We start from the raw sequence: 19185 nt of genomic DNA, 5'->3' as shown, positions 1-19185 counted from the left end.
TGGAGATCCGCCTCATCGACACACGCCAGGAGGAGTACGCCGGAGCTCGGATATACGACAAGGGCACCGTGCTGCGCTACTCGACGAACCACCGGGTTCCCGGCGGCATGGCGGTCTACTCTCCCTCGCCGGCGGAGGCCGTCCAACTACTGCGCTTCGCCCAGGGACATCGCGTCGAGCGTACGGATCTTCCGGGGCGCGCGGCCGGCGAGACCGGCGCGACGCACCAGGAGCGCGGCCGTGGCCGCACGGTGGTGGATGTACCCGACAGCTACCACGGTGACCGTGAGTCGATGTTCGTGGTCGGCGACTACGTGGCCCCCGGTGAGTCCGGCCCCAGGCCCGGCTCGAAGGTGATGCTGCGCCGGGACGCGAAGAAACGCTCGCTGCCGGCCTTTTTCATCGACACCGAGTCGGCCGCGGCCTATGCGAAGACCGCCGTCGAGAGCGCTCGGCAGAACCTGCGGGCAGCCCTCGGCGTCGAGGACCTCATTGCCCGTGCCGAGATGGAGCTGGAGCGAACCGGCGGACAGCTGGATGCGATCGAAGCGCCGGAGTACTCGGCTGACTCCGAGGTCGCTGCGATCCAGCGCTCGTACTGGGACGTGCTCACAGGCGCGCACAGCGAACTGCTGCGCCCGGGTGCGACCGAAGAGATGTACCGGCAACGGCTGGAGGAGATCGGCGAGCTGCAGGCCGAGGAGACGCCCGAGATGGGCAACCTTGCCTACGGCGGCACCGCCGCAGAGAAGGTCCGACAGCACGCTGAGGACGTTCCCTTCGAACTCATCGGGACCTGGGAGGCGGAGCCCCACGACGTCGACGGCGAGTGGGTCGATCAGCGCTTCAACCCGGAGCGGGTGGCGCGATACATGACCAGCCCCACCGGGCAGTGGTCGAACCTCGACAACCTCGCCTCAGCGCTTCGTCGTTGCGAGATCTCCCCTGACGAGATCATGGGCTCGACCTTCCAGACGACCCGGTTCAAGGACCGGCTCGTCCGTTTCAACGCCGAGCGTGCCGTGCCGATCGCCGATCACGAATCCGCGTTCATGCGGCGTATCGGGGTCACCGTGCGCGAGAGCATCGAGCGCAACGCGGCGACGGTCGCCGAGATCCTGGTCGACGATCACGGCGTCATTCGCTGGAGTGGCGAGAAGCTTCGCCGTGACGGCAAGGGAACTCCGATCTCGGGTGAGATCGGCCAGGTGTTCGACGTCGGCAGGTACGGCGAGATCACCACCGCCTTCGCCGGCGGGCAGAACGCCCTGATCGTGCCCGGCTACGAGGCCACGATCACGGCCCAGACCCCGGGCGAGGCTCCGACCTCGGTCGAGGAGCGCACGCGCCTGCGCGGCTACGAGCAGCTCATGCACGAGCGCATCCAGTACCAGATCGCCGGTGACGTCATCACCGGGCGGAGCGAGACCGGCGAGCCCTCCTCGCTCAACACGGTCTACTCACAGCTTTACGGCACGAGGCACCCCATCGACTACATCGAGCGCGCCACCACGTACCGGCAGGACGAGTCCACCGGCGAGATCAAGGCACACCTGGACGAGTGGACGGCAGCGATCCTGCAGACCGAGGCGCGCCGTGTGCGCTACTCCAACGAGATCAAGGCCGGCTCGACCGTCTACGCCGAGTACAGGGCCCAGCGCGACCGAACCGACCCGGCTGATGACAACCACTTCGACGCCTGGCGGCTCACCGGCGGGCGCAACATGGCGGTGCTCACCGGCAAGGACCGGAACAACGTGGCGGCGCCCAGCGGCTACTTCGACCCGGTGATGACCGGAGGCGCGACCAACCAGGGCATCGTGCGGTACCTGACCACTCAGGCCCGGGTCGACAGCGATGGTCGGATCGTGCCGGGCGACGAGAGCGTGGCCGGACAGCGTGCGCCGCTCATGGCTCTCCCCGAGCTCGAGACGCTGCGGTACGACCCCTTCGACCGTCAGCAGATGACGGCCTCGACGATCATGCAGTCCTCTGAGGTCACCGCACCGGCGAAGACGGCGCTGATGACCTTCGGCGGCTGGACGGCTGATGACCCGATCGTGGTGTCGAAGGAATTCGCCGGGCGCCACCGCATCCGCGGGGCCGGCGGTCGGGAGCGCGATCTCGTCGTGGGCGACAAGATCTCGGATCTGCACGGCAACAAGGGCGTGATCTCGCTGATCGTCGACCGGGACATGCCTCTGCACGACGCGCAGCGGCAGGCCGTTGTCGAAGAGGTCAACTGGTTCCGGGCCAACCCGGGTCTGGACGTGGTGATGAGTCCGTTCAGCCTCATCTCCCGGCGCAACGCGGGCTCGGCGCGCGAGCTGATGAGCGGGAACGTCTCCGATCTGCGCTCGCCCAACGGAGAACTGCGGCCGAGTGCCCTGGGCGAGATGCGCTTCGTGGTCACCCATATGGCCGTCGACGAGAAGACGAAGATCTACGACGACGAGCAGGTGCGTGCCGGCAAGGGCCGTAAGGCCTCCGCTCAGCTGGCCTGGGCGCTGCAGTCTCAGGACTGTCCGGCGATCATGCGCGAGTTCTACGGCCACAACAGCGGTGCCGAGTCGAGCCTGCGCGAGTACCTGCTGGTATCCGGCATGGACATGGACGCTGACGGCACGCTGCGCGTGATCGGCCAGGCCGAGGGCCTCGACGAGCGTACCGAGCGTCGGTTCATCCCGATGCCCGACTTGCTGCGCACGCAGCCGCGCGGGGCGGGCCAGCTCCCTGGACTGAACATCATGGCGATGCGCGAGTCCTTCGGCGACCTCATCGGCGACCGCGGTGGCGACATGGAGATCCCGTTTCCGCTCACGTATCCGACCGGTGAGCAGACCGAGACGGTGAGCGCGAGCTCGTGGAAGCTGCCGGTGATGTCCTCGCATCTGCGTAGTGGTCAGGAGTTCGAGGACGGGTCCTCCGTCACGCACGACTACACCCGCAGCTACCAGGACGTCTTCGTGGAGGCCTGCCGCTACCGCTACATGGCCGAGCAGCTGGACAGCCAGGGTCTGTCTGCCGAGGAGCGCGCCAAGGTGCGTCGCGGCATGAGCGAATCGGTCTCGCGCGCTCAGCGCGCCTTCGAAGCGATCACGACCGACGTCCAGAACCGAGTGCTGACGGGCACGAGCAACATCTTCAAGACCGGGCTGATGTCCTCACGGCTCACCGACTCGGCGACGATGGTGTGGACCGCAGACCCACGGCTGGACGTCGACCAAGTCGCCCTCAGCTCGGTCAAGGCTGCGAAGTTGGGGCTCGCCGAGGGCGACCACGCGCTGGTGTGGCGTGACCCGGTGCTCCGTGACGCCGGTGTGCGCTACATGCGGGTGGCGATCGACGACCGGCTCACCGGCGCGGCGATCAACCCGGTAATGGACGCTTGCTTTGACGGCGATTTCGACGGTGATGCCGTCGCCGTGGTGAAGCTGCACAGCGAGGCAGCCAAGGCTGAGGCCCTGGCAAAGCTCTCGGTGCCGGCCAACCTGTTGGACACCGGAGTGGTCAAGGGCGATGGTTCACACCCGCTGGCCATGCAGGTGTCGCTGGACACCCAGGTCGCACTCTCCAAGAACGCCAGAATGGCCCAAGAGCTGGAGAGTTCGCGGAGCGAGGCCAACCGGCTCCGGCTGCGGGCAGTCACGGGTTCCGATTCTCCCGAGGACGTCAGGCTCGCCCAGCAGATCGTGACGGAGGAGCTGAGCGGGCTGTACCGCCGGGCGCAGCGTGGCGAATTCGGTGCGGCTCTGACGTTCGCGGATCGCGAGGCACACCTGCAGAGCGTGCGCGAGGTCTGTGTCAGGACCGGCGCGAAGGGGAGCGAGAAGAAGCTCGAGGACTACGCCCGGAACCTGGGCGATGCACAGGGTACGCCCGGCATCACCCAATCCGACCAGGAAGCCTCGATGTTCGCCACGGCGATCAAGTCCCACGGCACCGGCTTGGGTGGCGCGTTCAGCCAGCGCGCCGTGCGCGCGCTGCGCGGCGAGGATCTCAAGGCCGTCCTGGAGGTCACCTACCCGGTGACCCAGTCGATCCTGCAGGCGAAGCACGACGCTGCCGAGGCACGGCACAAATACGCGATGCTCCAGGGCCCCGGCCGTGATCTCTGGAGGGGCCGCCGCATCGAACGTGTCGGCCCGGGCCAGTGGCGCACGGTATTCATGGACGGTGAGCCCGTCCAGGCTGCGGCCGAGGAGTGGAAGAAGCAGTTCATCGAGTTCTACGAATCGAAGGATGGCTTCGGAGTCAGGGTCAACCCGGAGTACGTGGCCCGCGTGGCCAGTGCGCTGGAGGACCCGGCGACCGGGCTCATCCGCAACTTGGAAGAAGACGTGTCGCTGCGGGGCACCCTGATGGACCGGATGGCCTACGCCGGCGCGTTCGCCGATCTGGTCGAGGCGGCCAAGAACCGTGAGAGCGTCTACGACGGCGAAAAGAACGAGCAGTTCGCGTCCTCGGCGGCTCTGAAGGCTCGGGTGCAGATGTCGTCGCAGCTGGATCAGCTGGGCTCCACCGGAAGGCACGGCCTGGACCACGCCGTGATCGCCGTCGATGACTCGGTGGTCAAGCGCGACGTGATCTCTCAAGACGCAGCGGCGTCCCGCACCCGCGGCTCGCAGCGCCGCTCCGCGCATGCCGTGGTCGTGGGCGCGAGGCGCCCGGTCTACACGCCGAGCATCGAGATCGACCAGCCCGAAGCCAACGACGACGACTACGGGATGGGGTACTGAGATGGCACAGCCCAAGGAACTGGGAACAGGACCCGCGGTTCGCCGGCGCGCGACCAAGGCGCTTCCGGTTGGCGGCGATCGGCTTCGGACCGGTGAGCCGCGAGGCAACGCCTACGCCCACGGGGACTCGCGCTCGGGCGAGCCGATCGACGCCGACGTGATCGACGGTCCGGGGCCGCAGGACGGGGACGGTGTGCGCGCCTGGCGTGAGCGGCTCCGGGACCGTGCCCGCGAATTCTTCGGTGAGAAGACCCGGAAGCGGATGGCCGACCGTGACCGCGTGCACGGGATCGACGTCGACCGGGCCGAGGACGAGAGCGAGGGCCTGGATCAGCGCGAGCAGCTGCTCAAACTCAGGGCGGAGACGCGGCTGGCCTGCGAGAAGTACATGGCCTCGCTGCGGGACTCGAAGCTGTTGGTGCCCGGCTTCACCGACGAGGAGCGGACGCAGGATCTCGGCGTCATGCACCACGTCTACATGCAGATGATGATGCAGTCCTGTCTCAAGCCGCTCTCGCGCGGAGTGAATGCCAACTCGATCATCCAGGCGGTCGGCATGGTGATGACGATGCGGATGCTCGCCCCGGATTTCAAGAAGGAGATGGACAGCTACCTCCAACCCCTCAAGGACAAGATCCAGGAGCGCATCGACACCCGGACCCGTGGCATGGTGGCCTTTGCCGAGAGCGGTATCACGCACCGGCAGAGGATCTTCAAGGACCTGCCGAGCGGGGCCCGGCGCGAGCGCCTGATCGGCAGCACGGATCCGCGTGACCACCTGTCGAAGAAGTGGCGCACGCGCTTGGACGCCATGCAGCATCGTGAGCGCGGCCACCGGGAGATGTTCACTACGGACTCGGCAGCCATGACCGAGGTCGCTCTCATGGAGAACGCCTTCTGGAAGATGCGTGAGCCGGGCGCGGACGTCGGCCTGATCCGCGAGAGCCACCGGGCGCTGCGCAAGCGCCTGTACGAGCAGATCAGCGAAGACGGCCTGGAGCGCCGGGAGGTCGTCCAGCGCGCCCGAAAGATCATCGGCGAGCGGATGGAGTACGAGCCCGAGCTGCGCACCATGTTCAACGGCGTGGCCCACGGACGGATCGTCAAGGCCCCCGCACACGAGGAGCGGATCGCGGGCTCCGACCGGGTCCGCACCGTTTGGAGCGGGGAGTTCGAGGACCAGTTGGGCCGGCGTCTGCCCGAGGACGCGATGTTCACACTCCGCCGCCCCATGGATGCGGACGCCCACCAGGTTCAGCTCGCCGAGACGATGAAGACCTCGCTCCTCAACGCGCTGGGCCGCGGCGACAAAGAGGCCTACGGAGGCAACATGCTCGGCTACCTGGTCGGCTTCGCGGCGCAGAAACAGGGTCTGGACACCAGCGGGCTGCCCGACATGCTGCAGCACCGCCTGGACCAGTCCGAGGTGATGATCGCGAGCATGGACATCGACGGTCTGCCGCCCGAGGAGCAGCAGCGGGTCTACTCCAACGCCTACGTCGACGCGATGGAGGCAGTGAACGAGAAGTACCCGGATCTCGAGGCGCAGCTGAAGCGGAGCCTCGGAGAGAACTGGCAGCGAACACTGCAGACGGCGGTCGACGACCCCGGGGCCTTCTTCGAGGAGCAGCGGCTCAGGCCGCGGTCGCGCCCTACGGGTCCGTCGGCCGAGCAGGAGGCCGGCGCGCAGAACGACGGCCCGAACGCCGAGGCCGACTCCGAGGACTTCCAGCGAACCTGAGCGCGATCCGAAAACACGAACGAGGAGCAGGAGGAGGGGGCTTGAACCAGGAACAGGACGAGGGACATCAGGTCAGGTTCGGATCGCGCTTCGCACGGATGTTCGGCTACGTCACACCGGAGGATCGGAGCCGATGGGAGCAGCAGCGGGCGCAGAACAAGCCGCACGTCAGCGCGCTCCGGCAGGGCGCGACGTCGGCACTGAGCTCGATCATGGAGTTCGGAGAGCGCACCATCGGCGCGAAGCTCGATGCGGCCCACCGCGTGGCGGCGCAGCAGCGGTTCGAGGAGTCTCATGACAGGGTCCTGAACCAGCGCCGCGATCCGAACACGCGGAGCATCATCGAGTCGGTCGTCTATGAGCCCAGGGGCGACCGGGAGGGCATCGAGCCGGACCTGGAAATCTAGCCGAATGAGCCACGATAAGCGCGGCCACTGCATTTGACAGGCCCCACCCTCCTTCTCAACTCATGACCATCTCCGATAGATTGGCTACCAAGTGGGACAGCCTAATGAGCCGCGATAGGGCATGGTATGGACATGGAAACGATGAAGACACCGCGCGTAAATAAGCGCGAGTTCATCTCACGGGTCGCGACTCGCAGCAAGTTGCCCATCCGGGTGGTGAACGAGGTATACGAGTCGTTGCTGGATGAGCTCACTGGAGCGGTCAGCGGCGGTGAGGCGGTCGTACTCACGAGCTTCGGCCGCTTCTACCGGCAGGACCACAAGGGTCACAAGGTGCGCTTCGGCAAGAGCAACGTCGGTGACTACGTGGTTCTCAAGTTCTCCGCATCGAGCAGCTTCAACCGCCGACTGGGGAGCCATGGGGACGACGCCTCACCACGGGCCTAGAGACGATCGGGGATGCCGGCAAGTTCGAAAACGCTATTGAGGGTCGTGAGCTGCGGCCCGGATCGCAGAAAGCGAGGGGCCGGCAGAAAAGAACATACCCGTGATACCTGCATGCATCACGGGTATGTTCTTTGTGGATGAGACGAGTTCGGCCGCGAGGCTCAGCCGTCGGCGATGGTCACTCGAACTGGTGGTCAGGTTCGTTCATGGATGGCGTGTCGAAACTGCCGGTCAAGCGCTGCCTGGGTCGCGAGGGACTCGCAATCGGCTGCCGCTGCGCGGCCAGCTCGGCGAGAGTGAAGCCCACAGGGCGGCCCAGACGCTGGCCGGCCATGTGGTAGGCCTGCCCGTTCGCGCGTTCCCCCAGGGCGATGATCTCGCGGATGACGGGCTCGCCCGGGCGCTGGGGCGCGCGCTCCCGCCAGACGATCCGGTGCGAGGGCTTTGCGTTCGGATCTGCGCCGACGTACGTGGTCTCACAATCGGAGAGATCGGGATAACTGGGCATGTACCCCAGCGGGTGCGTGCCCGGCACGCCTTGCTGGATCCGGCCCAGCTCGTTGAGAGCCACGCGCAGGAGCCGGCCCTCTGGTCCTTGAGGTTTCTTCAGCGCAGCGTCGTGGAGAGCCTGGAGGTCCTGCTTGAGACCGGCGGTCGGCAGGATGCGGATGACAGGCCGACGCTCACTCATGACGCTTCTCCTGCTGGGCAGCACGATGGTCATCCGCCCACTGCTGACCGAGCGGGCCGAGGCTCTCGGCCAGCTCCTCGACGGTCATGCCCGCCTCGCCGGAGGCGTCGGACTCCTGGATGCGACGGGAGAGCTCGGCCTGGAAATCAGCCTCGGCGTGGACGTGGGCCGCGTGGTCGTACTTCATGAGGCGCACGAACGCTGCGAAGGGGATGATCGCGGCCTCGGGCTTGTTGCCGTCTCCGAAGATCAGCGGCGTGACCTGGCCGCGGCGATAGAGGTTCAGGACCGTGGCGAGTTCCTCGTGCCTGAGCTGGTCTGTCGGGACGACATTGACAGAGAACTTCGGGAGCTCGGCGCCGGGACTGCTGCCGCCGTGGGCATTGTCGTTGCGAGTCATGCCTTCATTATAGTCAGTCTCGATTGACTTGTTTTCGACTCGTATACGAGGGTTATCGCCGAGTCGACACGGACGTTGAATGATGACTCGCTCCATCCCTGAGAGGCGGGCCAGGCAGGAGAAGGAGGAGCCTGTGCTCCAGTCCCGCACGGTGCAGACTGGAGCACGGGCCCTGATTCCTGGACAGTCACGATGGCCGTCCAGGGCCGAGAGGACGTCGCAAGGCGTCACAAATGTGTGCGTCGAACAGCTCGTACTTGACGGCGCGGTCGGGGGCGGATGCCTCCCCGTCTGCCCATCAGGAGCAGAGCATCGACAGTCCACTCCCCCGGGGTTGACCCAGCCGGCCCCAGGTCGCAGTTCGGACGCCGAACCCGCGGTCGCCCTGCTCGGATCGGCCACAGCAGAAGAGAGGCCGGAGCAGTTGACCCATGGCGGTGCGGTTCCTACGTTCGGCCTGGCGGTCGATGGTTCGGGGAGCCATTGGCGATCTCTCGGACAGGGTTCGTGCTACCATTCAGTCCCTTATTGCATCGACTTAGATTAGACTCTGAGTAGAATGCCAATGGCAGGCACGGATGACTCTGCATGCTATTCATAGAGGAGTTGGGGCAGGGATGGCGGCTACGGTTGAGAAGCCAGAGGGGCCGGCGTCGAAGCCGACGGCAGAGACGGGAGCAACTGCCCCGAGTCACGTCGGCCCGATGGGCTTCGGCAAGGGGCCGCTGATCGCGGTCGGCGTCATGGCGGGCGGAGCGGCGCTCTTCGTCGGCTGGGGCCTGACGCAGCTCGCGACTTCCGACGGCGGCTTCACCCGGGCACGGCCGGGCCATCACGCCCCGGCCGAGGCACCGGGGAACCCTGACGAGAAGCACGCCGGAAGCAGCAGCGCCCCGCAGCCGAGCGAGAGCGCCGCGGGGAAGCAGGACGAGAGCGGGGCGGGTCCGACTTCGAGGCCCGGTCGCGGCGGCGAGAACGAGCCCAACGGATCGGACGCACGGAGCCGGCCCGCGCCGAAGACGAAGCCGGACACCGTCGCGCCAGGCGATACGCTCGCCGCGATCTCGGGGGCGACGGGGGTTCCGATCGACATCCTGATCGAGGCGAAAAAGATCTTGAGTCCGGACTTCATCCACGCGTGGGTCTCGTCGCTCCTCCCACGGGCGTGACGACGCGACAGGGCTACGCCGTCACGTACCCGCGCCTGAATCGACGCCCTGACGCCGCGGGGCCATCAGGGCGTCGTCGTCTCCTCGCAGACCCGCGGTCCCTCACGCCGCATCAGCCTCGTCGGACTCACCTCGGCCAAACAGGAATCCGCGGACCTCGCCGTTCTTCATCATGTCCTGCAGATGCACCAAGAACACCGCGCGCTGCGTGGCCCGACGATCGGCCAAGGGCTCGTACTCGCGCAGCACCTTCAGATCGACGACCCAGCCGTTCTCCCGAGAGATGGCCTGGTCAAGCTGCGAGTCCAGCACGACGTTCATCCCAGTGAAGTCATGGTCGAACTCGGAAGCGACGTCCAGGTGCTGGTTCGGCCCGTCGACGTAGAGCGTGTCAACGCCGACCTGCCGGCCGGCCTCGTCGAACGCCACGAGGAACACGCGGTCCGCCCGAGTGGTGTTGTCGACGTGGACCGCTGCGACGTTGGCATCAGCGAGGAAGCTCGTCTCCTCGAAACGCTCGGACACGCGGGCGCGAGCCTCGTAGCACCACATGATGCGCCGGGCTTCGTTGAAACCCTTGAACTCGCCAGAGTCGGACACCTCTGGGTGAGACTGGATCATCGGTGGGATCCTTCCAGGTTCCTGGGCCGTTGCATGACCGGGTCCGGCGGACCCGCCTTGTACAGGGCAGGTAGTTCAGCGATGGACTAACCGCAGGGCATAAGATCGACGCGCGAGCAGAGCCCCACCATCAGGTGCGATACAGAAACGTACGTTAGATGCATGGATCGATCAAGCCAGTTTCCGTTAGGGTTCTCTCATCAGCACCCGAGGTCTAGACCGCCAAGTCGCAGGAGTTCATGTGCCACGTCAATTCGACGGCAGCCGAGTGCGAGCTGTCAGACGGGGCAAGGAGCTCAGCCAGAAGGAGTTGGGCGCGAGAGTAGGCGTCAGCGGCCCCACCGTGGCGCGATGGGAAAGCGGCGAAGAGTTCCCCAAGGGGGAGAAGCTCCCGGGGATCGCGTCAGCACTCGGTCAGGACCTCGACGCCCTCTTCCCCTACGACGGCGCCGTGGACCTGCAGTTGCTCCGCTGCGACGCCGGCCTCAGCGTGGCGCAGGCCTCCGAGGCCATCAACGCCAGTCGCGTGCCGTTGAGCAACGCGGAGTCCGGCAGGCGTCGGCTCCAGGACGCCTACGTGGGACCTCTGTCGCACGCCTACGGGGTGACGACGGAAGAGCTGCTGGCCGCGCAGGACGTCTCGTTCGGGCTCCGCAGGGCGCGGCCCCCGAGGGAAGCTCGTCCGTCTGCACCTCGCACCGTCGGCGAGAAGATCAACTATCTGCTGGAGCACGGGTACGCGGGCCGGACGCCTCCGTCCAACGAGCAGATCGCGCAGGCCGTCAACGAGCACAGCGGCACAACGCACATGACTGCCGATGACATCGCCACGCTGCGTTCGGGCGCCCCGACGACTGCCTCGGGCGCAGTACGCGCCGGCCTGGCCCATGCTCTCCAGGTCGACATCGCCCTCTTCCAGGACGACGCCGAGTTGAGCCCTGCGGCCGGTGAATTCCTCGAAGCCATCCGCTTCCTGGGGTCGATCCACCAGGGCCAGATCCTCGGCCTCGCCGCCCGGGGCAACCAGGCGGGGCTGTCGGCCGAAATGATGGCCAAGATCAACGAAGTCGTCGGAGAGCTGAAGAACAAGCTGCCGGGCGAGCAGAGCGAGCAGTGACGTCGGCGCCACGCCTTGACAGCGCCGCCGAGCCGTCCGCCTGTCGAGGTAACCGACGGCCGGGCTTCGTCCGGTGGCGGAACGCCACCTTCCGCGTACCGGATGCGGTTCGCCTGCCCTGACGCCCACGAGCAGGATCCCGAGCCGCACCGGCACAACGCAGATCGCCGGCTGTTGACCACCTCGCAGTGAGGTGGTCAACAGCCGGGGGCGGCCGGACCAGCCGCCCGCTCGGAGGACGGCTACGGCGCGGCGGTGAGGTCCACGCCCAGCAGGTTCGACAGGTCGACCACCGTCTGCCTGGGGTCCTTGTTGTGCACCCCCGCGAAACCGAGCTGCTCCGCCGCCTGGACGTACGCCTCGGTGTCGTCCACGAAGACGCACTGCTCGGCAGGCATCTCCATGAGCTTGAGCGTGATCTCGAAGAGCTCGGGGTCGGGCTTGCGCAGCTGGTGGTGCTCGGAGATCACCACGACGTCGTACAGCTTCTCGAGGTCGTAGCCGTCGTAGAGGTCCCAGGGCGCGAGGCCCACCGAATTGGACAGGATGCCCACCTTGATCCCCGCTCGCCGCGCCGCGGCGGCCGCGTTGATCAGCAGCGGCTCCGGACGCAGGCCTCCGAAGATCCTGCCCATCAGGTTGTCGGGAGAGACGCCCAGCTTCTTGCCGGCGAACTCGTTCCACTCGGTCTGGCTGACCGCTCCGCGCTCGAGGTCGCCGGTGATCCGGACGCCCTCTTCGTCCTGGTACAGGGCCGAGATGCATGCACCCTGGGGAAGCCCCTCTCGCTGCTCGAAGGCCAGCACCACGGGCAGGAGCGGTGTGGTGAGGACGCCTCCGAAGTCGAGGACGAGGCCGGTGTGCTGAGACATGCAGGAACTCCAGTGCTGAGGATCTGGGCGCCGCCCGTACTGGACAGCGTTCCGGCCCCGGCATACGCGTGGCGGCGACAGCGCCTGCGCTTCGCTTTCCAGGGTCGGCGGTATTTACAGGGCGGAAGACGATGCCACCCACTGTCTGGCCCAAGGTACCAGCCACGTCTTTGAGGGACTGGCGGCCCCGCCCGAATCCGAAGGGCGGCAATAGCACCTGGGGGCTGTTCTCTATTTCACGCGACCTCCCAATCGAGTCGACTTCTTCAGCGCTTTACGCGTCCGGTTCGAGACTCAGCTCCGCAGACTGCTCCAGAAGCTCTTGAGCATCGCCCGGGGTGATGACCGCGTAAGCCTTGCTCACTCGCACGAGCCAAGCCGCCTCGCTGTTCGTGTCGACGAAGGGTTTCTCCTGGAGCGGGCCCGTCGCGTATTGGCTGGGCTTCGTGGTGGCAGCGGCACGGAGCGCCGCGGCGATCCAGTACGCCTCGGCGCCCGGCTCGGGGTCGGGGTGCGACGCGGCTGCCTCCTCAGCAGCCCACAGGAGCGTCTCCGGAGCGTAGTACCGGAGCTTCTCGCAGGCATCAGCGATGTCCTGGGTCCATCGGTCCAGGCGGACATCGCTGGGGACCCGCATGTGGATCAGCTCGGCCAGGCGCGACCCGGGCGGGTAGAGACTCGTTCCGGGGAACGCCCTCACCAGGTCGAACCAGAGCGGGTGCAGCCGGTAGAGGGTCTTCCATGTCTTCCAGCGAGCGGCAACGACGCTGGTGGTGGGGATGCTCGCGCCTACGGCCACGATCAGGAAGAGCAGGTTCATCCACATCGCCGTGAGATCAATGAGCATCTCCATTGTGGAATGACTCAGCGGGAAAAATACCGCCGTCCACACGATGACGATTCGGGCCGTCGTGTGGAGGAGCCCCATCCACATCGAGATTCCCATGAGCCTGAGACCGATTCGCATACTGATCGTCTCGGCTTCTCGCGCCCCTCGCGACCACTGGTAGCCGCAGACGGCGGCTGTGACGAGCGGGAAGAAGTAGAAGACGCTCATATACGCGGCGGCGCCTAATTCCCCTGCATGATCGCTGAGGAAGTCTTCACTTTGCCGCCGGCGGTCCACAACGGTGAAAAAAAGAATGGTGAGCAGGGTCACGCCGATCGCGCCCACCGGGTAGGAGGCACGGGCGATCCAGCGCGACACCGTGACGTGCCGTGGCACCACGGCTTCGGAGCTCTTGCCGTAGCTGGTCGCAACGTACGTCAAGGACGCGATGAGGGCGGCGGTGCTGGCGAAGTGTCTCAGGAGAGCGTTCAGATCGATCACGGGGATGCGGTCCACGGCCTGCATCGCTGCTGGGGTGTAGAGCCACAAGGCCACGGAGAATCCGGCGTAGCCGCCCCAGAGGGCTCGGCGGTGCGCGTCACCGTACCGGACGGCGGGGAATCGCCAAACGGCTATGAGGGTCATCACGGCCGCGGTCAGGTACCTGAAGAAGTCGAGCATGCCGTCCGTCATGCGCTCTTGGGGCCACGCCGCGGCGGAGCAACCGGGTGGGAGAGCGAGGACTCCAAGAGGCTGACCATGTCGTCGCCGGCCAACGGCTGACGGCGGGCCGACCGCTTGATCAGGGACGCCGACAACTCGGCCTGCTGCTCCTCCGGGCTGTCGTAGTTCACGCGGCCTTGGACCAGGGCCAGGGGGAATCGACGAAGGACTTCCTCCCGGATGTGCTCAGGGACGTATCGCTCGACCTCTTCATCGGTCAGGGTGCTCCCATGGTCCAGCCACTCGTGCGCCAGCTCATGAAGGATGATGTGCTCGGTCTGGTTCCGGCTGGACCGGCGCCGGTAGAGCACGACCGTGAACTCCGGCGTCCTGACTCGAAGGCCGCAGGCTGTGCCCAGCCCTCCGTCTGGGTCGTCAAAAGCCACCAGCCGAATCTGACGCTTCAGCGCATGCTCCATGTTTCGGACCAGCGCCTCGACACTGAAGGGAGTGGGCACAGGCAGATCGGCAAGCAGCTTCTCGCATTCCTTCAAGAGGGCGCGCCGCGAAGGGTCCCTGTGCCACTGCATGACTGCTCTCGCGAGGTGCATCGGCGTTCTACCGCCTGGTTCTGCACGCAGCCCGCCACTCTCCCCGCTCCGGGCGGTCCCCCGTAGAGCAGCCCACCTCATCGCCTCGTCCCCCTCGCCCTGCCCCGTTTGCTTTCGGAGCTCCAACCCACCCCGCGCTCAGTCATGCGTCGGCAGGCTGAGCCAAGTAGTCGTCAGACTTTTCGCGTGTGCAGTGAGCCCTCGCTTGGCTGCCCAGCGTGACGACGTGTGGTGGCCATGTGCAGCACGTCGTAGACGGCGTCCAGCACCATTGCCACGGCATCCACCGCCCGCCCGGGTGTCTGCTTGACCGCGCCGCCCCGCTGCGCCGCGCAGACCGCGACGGCAGCGGTGCAGAGACAGAACAGGCCCATGCCTATCGGTAGACCCAGGACACCGGCGTGCGGTTCCATGAAGTACGGGATTTCAGCGACAAGTTCGAACGCAACGGTGAACGCGAAGGCCAACGCGATGACGGCGCCCGTGAACGCCCGGGTAACAATGCGGTGGACTGGTCGTTGTCCACGGACACTGCGCGGGCGGAAGATGTCGTCGAACGGCTGCACCCGGCGCTTGGCTTCCTCAACGATGTTCCCGGCCGCCCTGCGTACGGCACGGTGGCTGACCGTAGGCCCCTTGCCGACGCGGCGAGCTTTCCACCGCATGTACTGGCCTTACCCCCCGTTGCGGAACAGAACAGCATGGCCGGGTCAACCAAATGTGTCGATCTTCCAGCCTACTTGAGAGCTCGAACGATATCCCTACGTACAACGATCCTGTCAAGTCGATTGCATTCGGCGGGCGTTCGGGTGTATCCGGCATCTACGCTCGCCGCATCAGGCTGCCGACGGCGAGCGCCGCGGGCACCATCGTCGAGGGGTACTCGGCGTGGTGACGTTCGACTGCGGCGAGCGTGGCTTGAGGAGTCCTGGATTTCAGAAGGTGCCGTCTCGGAGCATGGCGAACAGGACGCTGATGCGTTGGCGGGCGAGGCGGAGGAGTGCTCGGGTGTGCGTCTTGCCGCGGGCTCTTTGCCGGTCGTCACAGGTGCGTGAGGCCGGGTCGGTGTTCATGCGGGCGAACGCGGAGAGGAACATCGGCGTTTGAGCCAGCGGCTTCCTTCTCTTGGGGCGTGTTCGCCGTGGATCGGGGTCACCGGCGACCTGGCCGTGGGAGCGAGGCCGGCGTAGGAAGCGAGGTGGGCGGCACTGGGGAAGCCATGCCGTCGCCGAGGGTGACCAGCAGGACGGCGGCGGTCGTGACTCCGACTCCGGGCATCGAGGCCAGGACCGGCAGGGTGCCGATCCGGGCTTCCAGTACCCGGCGCTGTTCGTGGACCGCGGCAAGGGAGCGGGCCGGCGAGGGGATGACCACGCCGAGGTGCCCGTTCCCGGAACCACTACGGTCTGCTCGCCGAGGGCGTCGAAGACGTCCTCGATCAGCCGGGTGGCCATGCACGGAGCCTTGGGCCGGATCAGCTCGACGAGTCTGCGGCGGCCGGCCTTGCGCAGTGCGGCCGGGATCCGTAGCGCTCGAGGAGCCAGGTGACGGCAGGGTGGTCCGGCCGTAGACCCAGGACCCGCTCGCAGTCATGCGTGGAACTGGATGAACAGGCCGCGTATCCGGTCGCTGGTGCGGGTGGCTTCTGCGGCGAGGTCCTGGCCAAAGGCCATTCAGGACGCTGAGCTCGGCGGTGATTTCGTCGGGCAGCGCGAGCGAGCGCAGCCTGTGCGGCTGCGGCATGATCCGGACCGCAGCCGCGATCACTACCGCGTCCTTCGCATCGGCTTTCGTCTCGCACGGGTAGAGGTCGGCGACCCGCCGCATGGCGAGTCCGGGCAGGTAGGCGACTTCGCAGCCGGCGTCGCGGGCGACGGTCAGGGGCAGGGCGCCGATCGAGGCGGGCTACCCCGATGGCCAGGACGGTGGCGAACTTGGCCTTGCGCTCTTCGAAGACGGCGCGCAGCTTCGGTTCGCTGTTGTGCATCGGCATGTCGAAGACCTTCTTCCCGGCCGGGGTGAGCCCGTGGCGGCGGTGGGCGGTCTTGAGGACGTCGGCTCGGCGTCCGGCGAGGCAGAGGAGGGCTCGGGCGTGGTGCCCTCCTTGACTGATCTTCTTGTCGCAGTAGGTGTGGGAGGTCGGGTTGGTCGGTGCAGCGAACGAAGAAAGTGAGAAGGCCGGTTTGAGCGCTGGATCCGTCGCCGACGTCGATGGGGGTCCGTGCTTCGGTCCTGACGCCGATCCCCGGGCATGGAGGTCAGGACCTTGGCGACATCGTTTTCAGAAGAGGCTGAGTACCTCGCTCACTGCATCGCGGACTCGCTTCCCGAGGCCTTGACCGCGCCCGGCGCAGTCAAGCCGGCGACCCGCCGGTAGAGCCCAAAGGCACAGCCGGCGAAAGCCAGGTACAGGAGCGCCGCGGAGACGGGGTTCGCCAGAGGGAAGAGCACCTGTGCCGGGACAAGGGCGGCAGCGAGGTTGAAGCCCAGGTGCAGGAGCACACAGGGCCACAGCACGCGCGTGTGCTCGTAGATCAGGGCCAGGAGCACCGCCAATGGCAGGGTCGAGGCGAACTGCACGGCGTTGCCGTGCAGCAGGCCGAACACCACGGCGGTGACCAGCGTGGAAGCGAGGATGCTCACCCGCTTGCGCAGCAAGGGGTAGACCAGCCCCCGGAACAGGGCCTCCTCCCCCGCAGGAGCCGCGACCATGGCGAGCAGCAGGGTCGTCAGCACTCCGGCCGCTTGCCTCGTCTGGCTCGACGCGTCGAAGCCCGTGGACCCGGTCGTGGCGTAGATCCACAAGGCCATCGACTGCCCGGCGAGGAATGCCAGAACCGCGCAGCCGACGGCGGTCCGCCCGAAGCGCGGAACTTCCACGCGCGGCCGCGGGGCCGGCGCATGCGCGAGCCACTGGGGCCGCTGGACCCTCACTGAGCCGACCAGGATGACAACGAGCATGCCCAGGACGCAGGTCGCGGCGATCGGCTCTCCGATGAGGCTGACTGCGACGGTGCCCAGACCGAGGTAGAGCGCGACGACGGCGAACGGCACGAGGGCGCACCACCCGATGCCGAGCAGACGCGAAGTGGTCGGTGGTGTCGTCATGGTCTCCTCCTGTACGGGGCTCAAGCACCCGTGGTGAGCTGTTTCGATCTCGACGACCGGCGGGGTGAAGCCGTGTCCGAAGGGCTTGCGGCCCTCGGTCCGGCGCACCAGCTCGAACAGGGGCCGCAGATCTTGAGGGCCGGCGTCGCAGTCGGCGTCCGGGCCGAGCACGAGATCGCCTTTGGGGCCGTCGGTGCTGACAGCGAGCAGGACAACCCGGGCGGTCTCCTGCAGCACGGCGGCCAGGTGGCCCGGCTTCTCGGCCGTCGCGACGCGAAGGCCGCAGGCCTGCTGGTGTCCGGTGGCGCTGAGACCGTCGTGCCGCTCCGGGCTGGTGGTGATGTCGAACCACCTCGGCGCGCGGCCGGAACCGCTGACGGGATCGTCGGGGCCGGCAGGCCGGTTGACGACGACGACCGGGTGGCCGTTGAACCCCGTCATCCGGTTGGCCGGCAGTCCGTACATGCCGGGTCGCCCGAGAGGTACACCCGCGGGGCCAGAGGCAGGTCCCCGGCGGTGGGTTCTTCCGAAGCCGAAGAAGCCCTCGTCGTGGTCGCCGACGTCTCGGATCCTGCCGACTCGGGCGAAGGTCTTCAGCACGATCGCGAAGCCATCGAAGCCCCGGTAGCAGACCGGGTGGTGCTGCCCGGTGCGCAGCGGCCGCACCGGTATCGACCGCCCGATGCCGATGGCATCGGGGTCGGCGTCGAACCCACCCCGGGGATGGGGGATGGTCTTCGGCGCGGCGACGCGCAGCAGGCGGGCAAGGACGTGGCCACCGCAGACCCCGGTGTGGGCGTAGGTCTCGTCGATCCGGCGCGGGTCGACAGTGATGTCCGCGGTCGAGCCCGGCGCGAACTCCTCGTGGTGGTCGGTCACCAACGTCGTCCAGCCCGGGACACGCGCGGCGGCGACAGCGCGGTCGATGTCGACTCGTTCTCCTTCAGGTACTGATCCGACCATCCTGTGCGCTGTCACAGCAGCGCGGAAAGGTCGACGTCCTCGTCGGGGAGCAAGTGGTCGTCGGCGGCATGAAGCGTGGACATGGTGGAGGCCCTCTCGATGAGGTCGCTGGTCGGTGGAGAACGAGGTACGAGACGCCCTGCAACGTTGCTGCGATTTTAGCAGTAACGGTCACTCCCTCTGCCGGTTCACCAGCACCTTTGAGCCTCATTCGCGTTCCAAATGGCGCACTTATATCGAATGAGTTCGACAGGCTTTCCAAAGTCCTTGCGCATCGGCTACCCTCACTGGTATGGCTATTCGAAGCATTGTCGAGTCAGATCTCAGCGGTAAGCCGGATGCGGCTACCGTGACCTTCGGCCTGGGAGACACCTGGTACGAAGTCGACCTCACAGCTGAGGAGAAGAAGGCCCTTGAGGCTGCGCTGAAGTCGTACCTGGAGGTCAGCCGGAAAGCCGGGAAGCCTGCGCCCAAGAAGCGAGTCGTACCTGAGACGACTGCCGAGGAGCGAGACAAGATCCGCGCATGGGCCAAGGAAGAGGGCTACGAGTTCGCGGATCGGGGGCGTATCCCGAAGAAGGTCATGAAGGCCTACGACGAGGCTCACGGCATCGATCGGAGCAACTAGCGCCGAGCCTGGTGCTCGCCTCCGGGCCGATCTCTCTCATTCACCCCCAAGGGGCCCTGCAGCACACTGCAGGGCCCCTCGCGCGTCTTCAGACCGGATAGAGATCACATGGGTCGTCTTGGTCCCCACAGCTCACACTGCTCACACTCGAGCCGTGCAGCGGATGGTGCCGTGCGAGA

At 66.8% G+C, this 19185-nt stretch carries 15 protein-coding genes and 1 pseudogene; 7 read left to right on the top strand and 9 right to left on the bottom strand.

What is annotated here, in order from left to right:
• Window positions 1-68 precede the first annotated feature (68 nt).
• From IE170_RS00665 to IE170_RS00650, 4 genes are all read left to right on the top strand, one after another.
• Window positions 69-4739, top strand: a complete 4671-nt coding sequence (locus IE170_RS00665) for a hypothetical protein (protein WP_229884533.1) — start codon at window positions 69-71, stop codon at window positions 4737-4739.
• A 1-nt stretch (window position 4740) separates the two neighbouring features.
• Window positions 4741-6480 carry a hypothetical protein gene (locus tag IE170_RS00660; RefSeq protein ID WP_189807310.1) on the top strand — a complete coding sequence of 580 codons (1740 nt, stop codon included), beginning with the start codon at window positions 4741-4743 and terminating at the stop codon, window positions 6478-6480.
• A 41-nt stretch (window positions 6481-6521) separates the two neighbouring features.
• Window positions 6522-6887 carry a hypothetical protein gene (locus tag IE170_RS00655; protein WP_189807309.1) on the top strand — a complete coding sequence of 122 codons (366 nt, stop codon included), beginning with the start codon at window positions 6522-6524 and terminating at the stop codon, window positions 6885-6887.
• A gap of 132 nt (window positions 6888-7019) precedes the next feature.
• Entirely contained in the window at window positions 7020-7334 is a 315-nt protein-coding gene (locus tag IE170_RS00650; protein ID WP_223856616.1) for an HU family DNA-binding protein, read from the top strand.
• 178 nt (window positions 7335-7512) lie between these two features.
• Here IE170_RS00650 and IE170_RS00645 read toward each other — a convergent pair whose 3' ends face one another.
• On the bottom strand, window positions 7513-8058 hold the full coding sequence (locus tag IE170_RS00645) for a hypothetical protein (RefSeq protein ID WP_189807307.1): 546 nt from the start codon (window positions 8056-8058) through the stop codon (window positions 7513-7515).
• Complete coding sequence (locus IE170_RS00640; protein WP_189807306.1) at window positions 8018-8425, bottom strand: hypothetical protein; 408 nt, start codon at window positions 8423-8425, stop codon at window positions 8018-8020. The genes IE170_RS00645 and IE170_RS00640 overlap by 41 nt, the downstream gene beginning before the upstream one ends.
• Before the next feature lie 704 nt (window positions 8426-9129).
• Between IE170_RS00640 and IE170_RS00635 the strand changes: the two genes are divergently transcribed.
• Window positions 9130-9594: a LysM peptidoglycan-binding domain-containing protein gene (locus IE170_RS00635; RefSeq protein ID WP_189807305.1), complete on the top strand. Its 465-nt coding sequence runs from the start codon at window positions 9130-9132 to the stop codon at window positions 9592-9594.
• A gap of 102 nt (window positions 9595-9696) precedes the next feature.
• Here IE170_RS00635 and IE170_RS00630 read toward each other — a convergent pair whose 3' ends face one another.
• Complete coding sequence (locus tag IE170_RS00630; protein WP_189807304.1) at window positions 9697-10215, bottom strand: hypothetical protein; 519 nt, start codon at window positions 10213-10215, stop codon at window positions 9697-9699.
• Window positions 10216-10456: 241 nt separating this feature from the next.
• On the opposite strand from IE170_RS00630, the gene IE170_RS00625 reads away from it, so the two are divergent.
• On the top strand, window positions 10457-11332 hold the full coding sequence (locus IE170_RS00625) for a helix-turn-helix domain-containing protein (RefSeq protein WP_189807303.1): 876 nt from the start codon (window positions 10457-10459) through the stop codon (window positions 11330-11332).
• 242 nt (window positions 11333-11574) lie between these two features.
• Here the strand turns inward: IE170_RS00625 and IE170_RS00620 are convergent, their stop codons facing one another.
• The 6 genes and pseudogenes from IE170_RS00620 to IE170_RS00595 form a co-directional block, all read right to left on the bottom strand.
• Entirely contained in the window at window positions 11575-12204 is a 630-nt protein-coding gene (locus tag IE170_RS00620) for an HAD-IA family hydrolase (protein ID WP_189807302.1), read from the bottom strand.
• A 274-nt stretch (window positions 12205-12478) separates the two neighbouring features.
• On the bottom strand, window positions 12479-13714 hold the full coding sequence (locus IE170_RS00615) for an MAB_1171c family putative transporter (RefSeq protein ID WP_189807301.1): 1236 nt from the start codon (window positions 13712-13714) through the stop codon (window positions 12479-12481).
• 8 nt (window positions 13715-13722) lie between these two features.
• Window positions 13723-14286 carry a hypothetical protein gene (locus IE170_RS00610; RefSeq protein ID WP_189807300.1) on the bottom strand — a complete coding sequence of 188 codons (564 nt, stop codon included), beginning with the start codon at window positions 14284-14286 and terminating at the stop codon, window positions 13723-13725.
• Window positions 14287-14480: 194 nt separating this feature from the next.
• A complete protein-coding gene (locus tag IE170_RS00605) occupies window positions 14481-14873 on the bottom strand; it encodes a hypothetical protein (RefSeq protein ID WP_189807299.1) in 393 nt (130 codons plus the stop codon).
• A gap of 372 nt (window positions 14874-15245) precedes the next feature.
• Window positions 15246-16420, bottom strand: a pseudogene (locus tag IE170_RS00600) (IS110 family transposase); the annotation flags it as partial.
• Between the two features lie 191 nt (window positions 16421-16611).
• Window positions 16612-18294, bottom strand: coding sequence for a CPBP family intramembrane glutamic endopeptidase (locus IE170_RS00595; RefSeq protein WP_189807298.1), 1683 nt, complete (start codon window positions 18292-18294; stop codon window positions 16612-16614).
• Between the two features lie 376 nt (window positions 18295-18670).
• Here IE170_RS00595 and IE170_RS00590 point away from each other — a divergent pair, with 376 nt between their 5' ends.
• Entirely contained in the window at window positions 18671-19006 is a 336-nt protein-coding gene (locus tag IE170_RS00590) for a histone-like nucleoid-structuring protein Lsr2 (protein WP_114055107.1), read from the top strand.
• Window positions 19007-19185: the final 179 nt, after the last annotated feature.

The sequence above is a fragment of the Streptomyces toxytricini genome (genome assembly GCF_014649915.1).
GTDB lineage: Bacteria > Actinomycetota > Actinomycetes > Streptomycetales > Streptomycetaceae > Streptomyces > Streptomyces toxytricini.
Note: the sequence above shows the minus strand (reverse complement) of the source record. Positions and strands in the feature narration are given on the sequence as shown.

Bases quoted from the DNA above. Each gene is read 5' to 3' on its own strand.
- IE170_RS00610 (WP_189807300.1), bottom strand. From the start codon at position 14,286: ATGCAGTGGCACAGGGACCCTTCGCGGCGCGCCCTCTTGAAGGAATGC.
- IE170_RS00640 (WP_189807306.1), bottom strand. From the start codon at position 8,425: ATGACTCGCAACGACAATGCCCACGGCGGCAGCAGTCCCGGCGCCGAG.
- IE170_RS00635 (WP_189807305.1), top strand. From the start codon at position 9,130: ATGGGCTTCGGCAAGGGGCCGCTGATCGCGGTCGGCGTCATGGCGGGC.
- IE170_RS00660 (WP_189807310.1), top strand. From the start codon at position 4,741: ATGGCACAGCCCAAGGAACTGGGAACAGGACCCGCGGTTCGCCGGCGC.
- IE170_RS00615 (WP_189807301.1), bottom strand. From the start codon at position 13,714: ATGCTCGACTTCTTCAGGTACCTGACCGCGGCCGTGATGACCCTCATA.
- IE170_RS00590 (WP_114055107.1), top strand. From the start codon at position 18,671: ATGGCTATTCGAAGCATTGTCGAGTCAGATCTCAGCGGTAAGCCGGAT.
- IE170_RS00645 (WP_189807307.1), bottom strand. From the start codon at position 8,058: ATGACCATCGTGCTGCCCAGCAGGAGAAGCGTCATGAGTGAGCGTCGG.
- IE170_RS00630 (WP_189807304.1), bottom strand. From the start codon at position 10,215: ATGATCCAGTCTCACCCAGAGGTGTCCGACTCTGGCGAGTTCAAGGGT.
- IE170_RS00650 (WP_223856616.1), top strand. From the start codon at position 7,020: ATGGAAACGATGAAGACACCGCGCGTAAATAAGCGCGAGTTCATCTCA.
- IE170_RS00620 (WP_189807302.1), bottom strand. From the start codon at position 12,204: ATGTCTCAGCACACCGGCCTCGTCCTCGACTTCGGAGGCGTCCTCACC.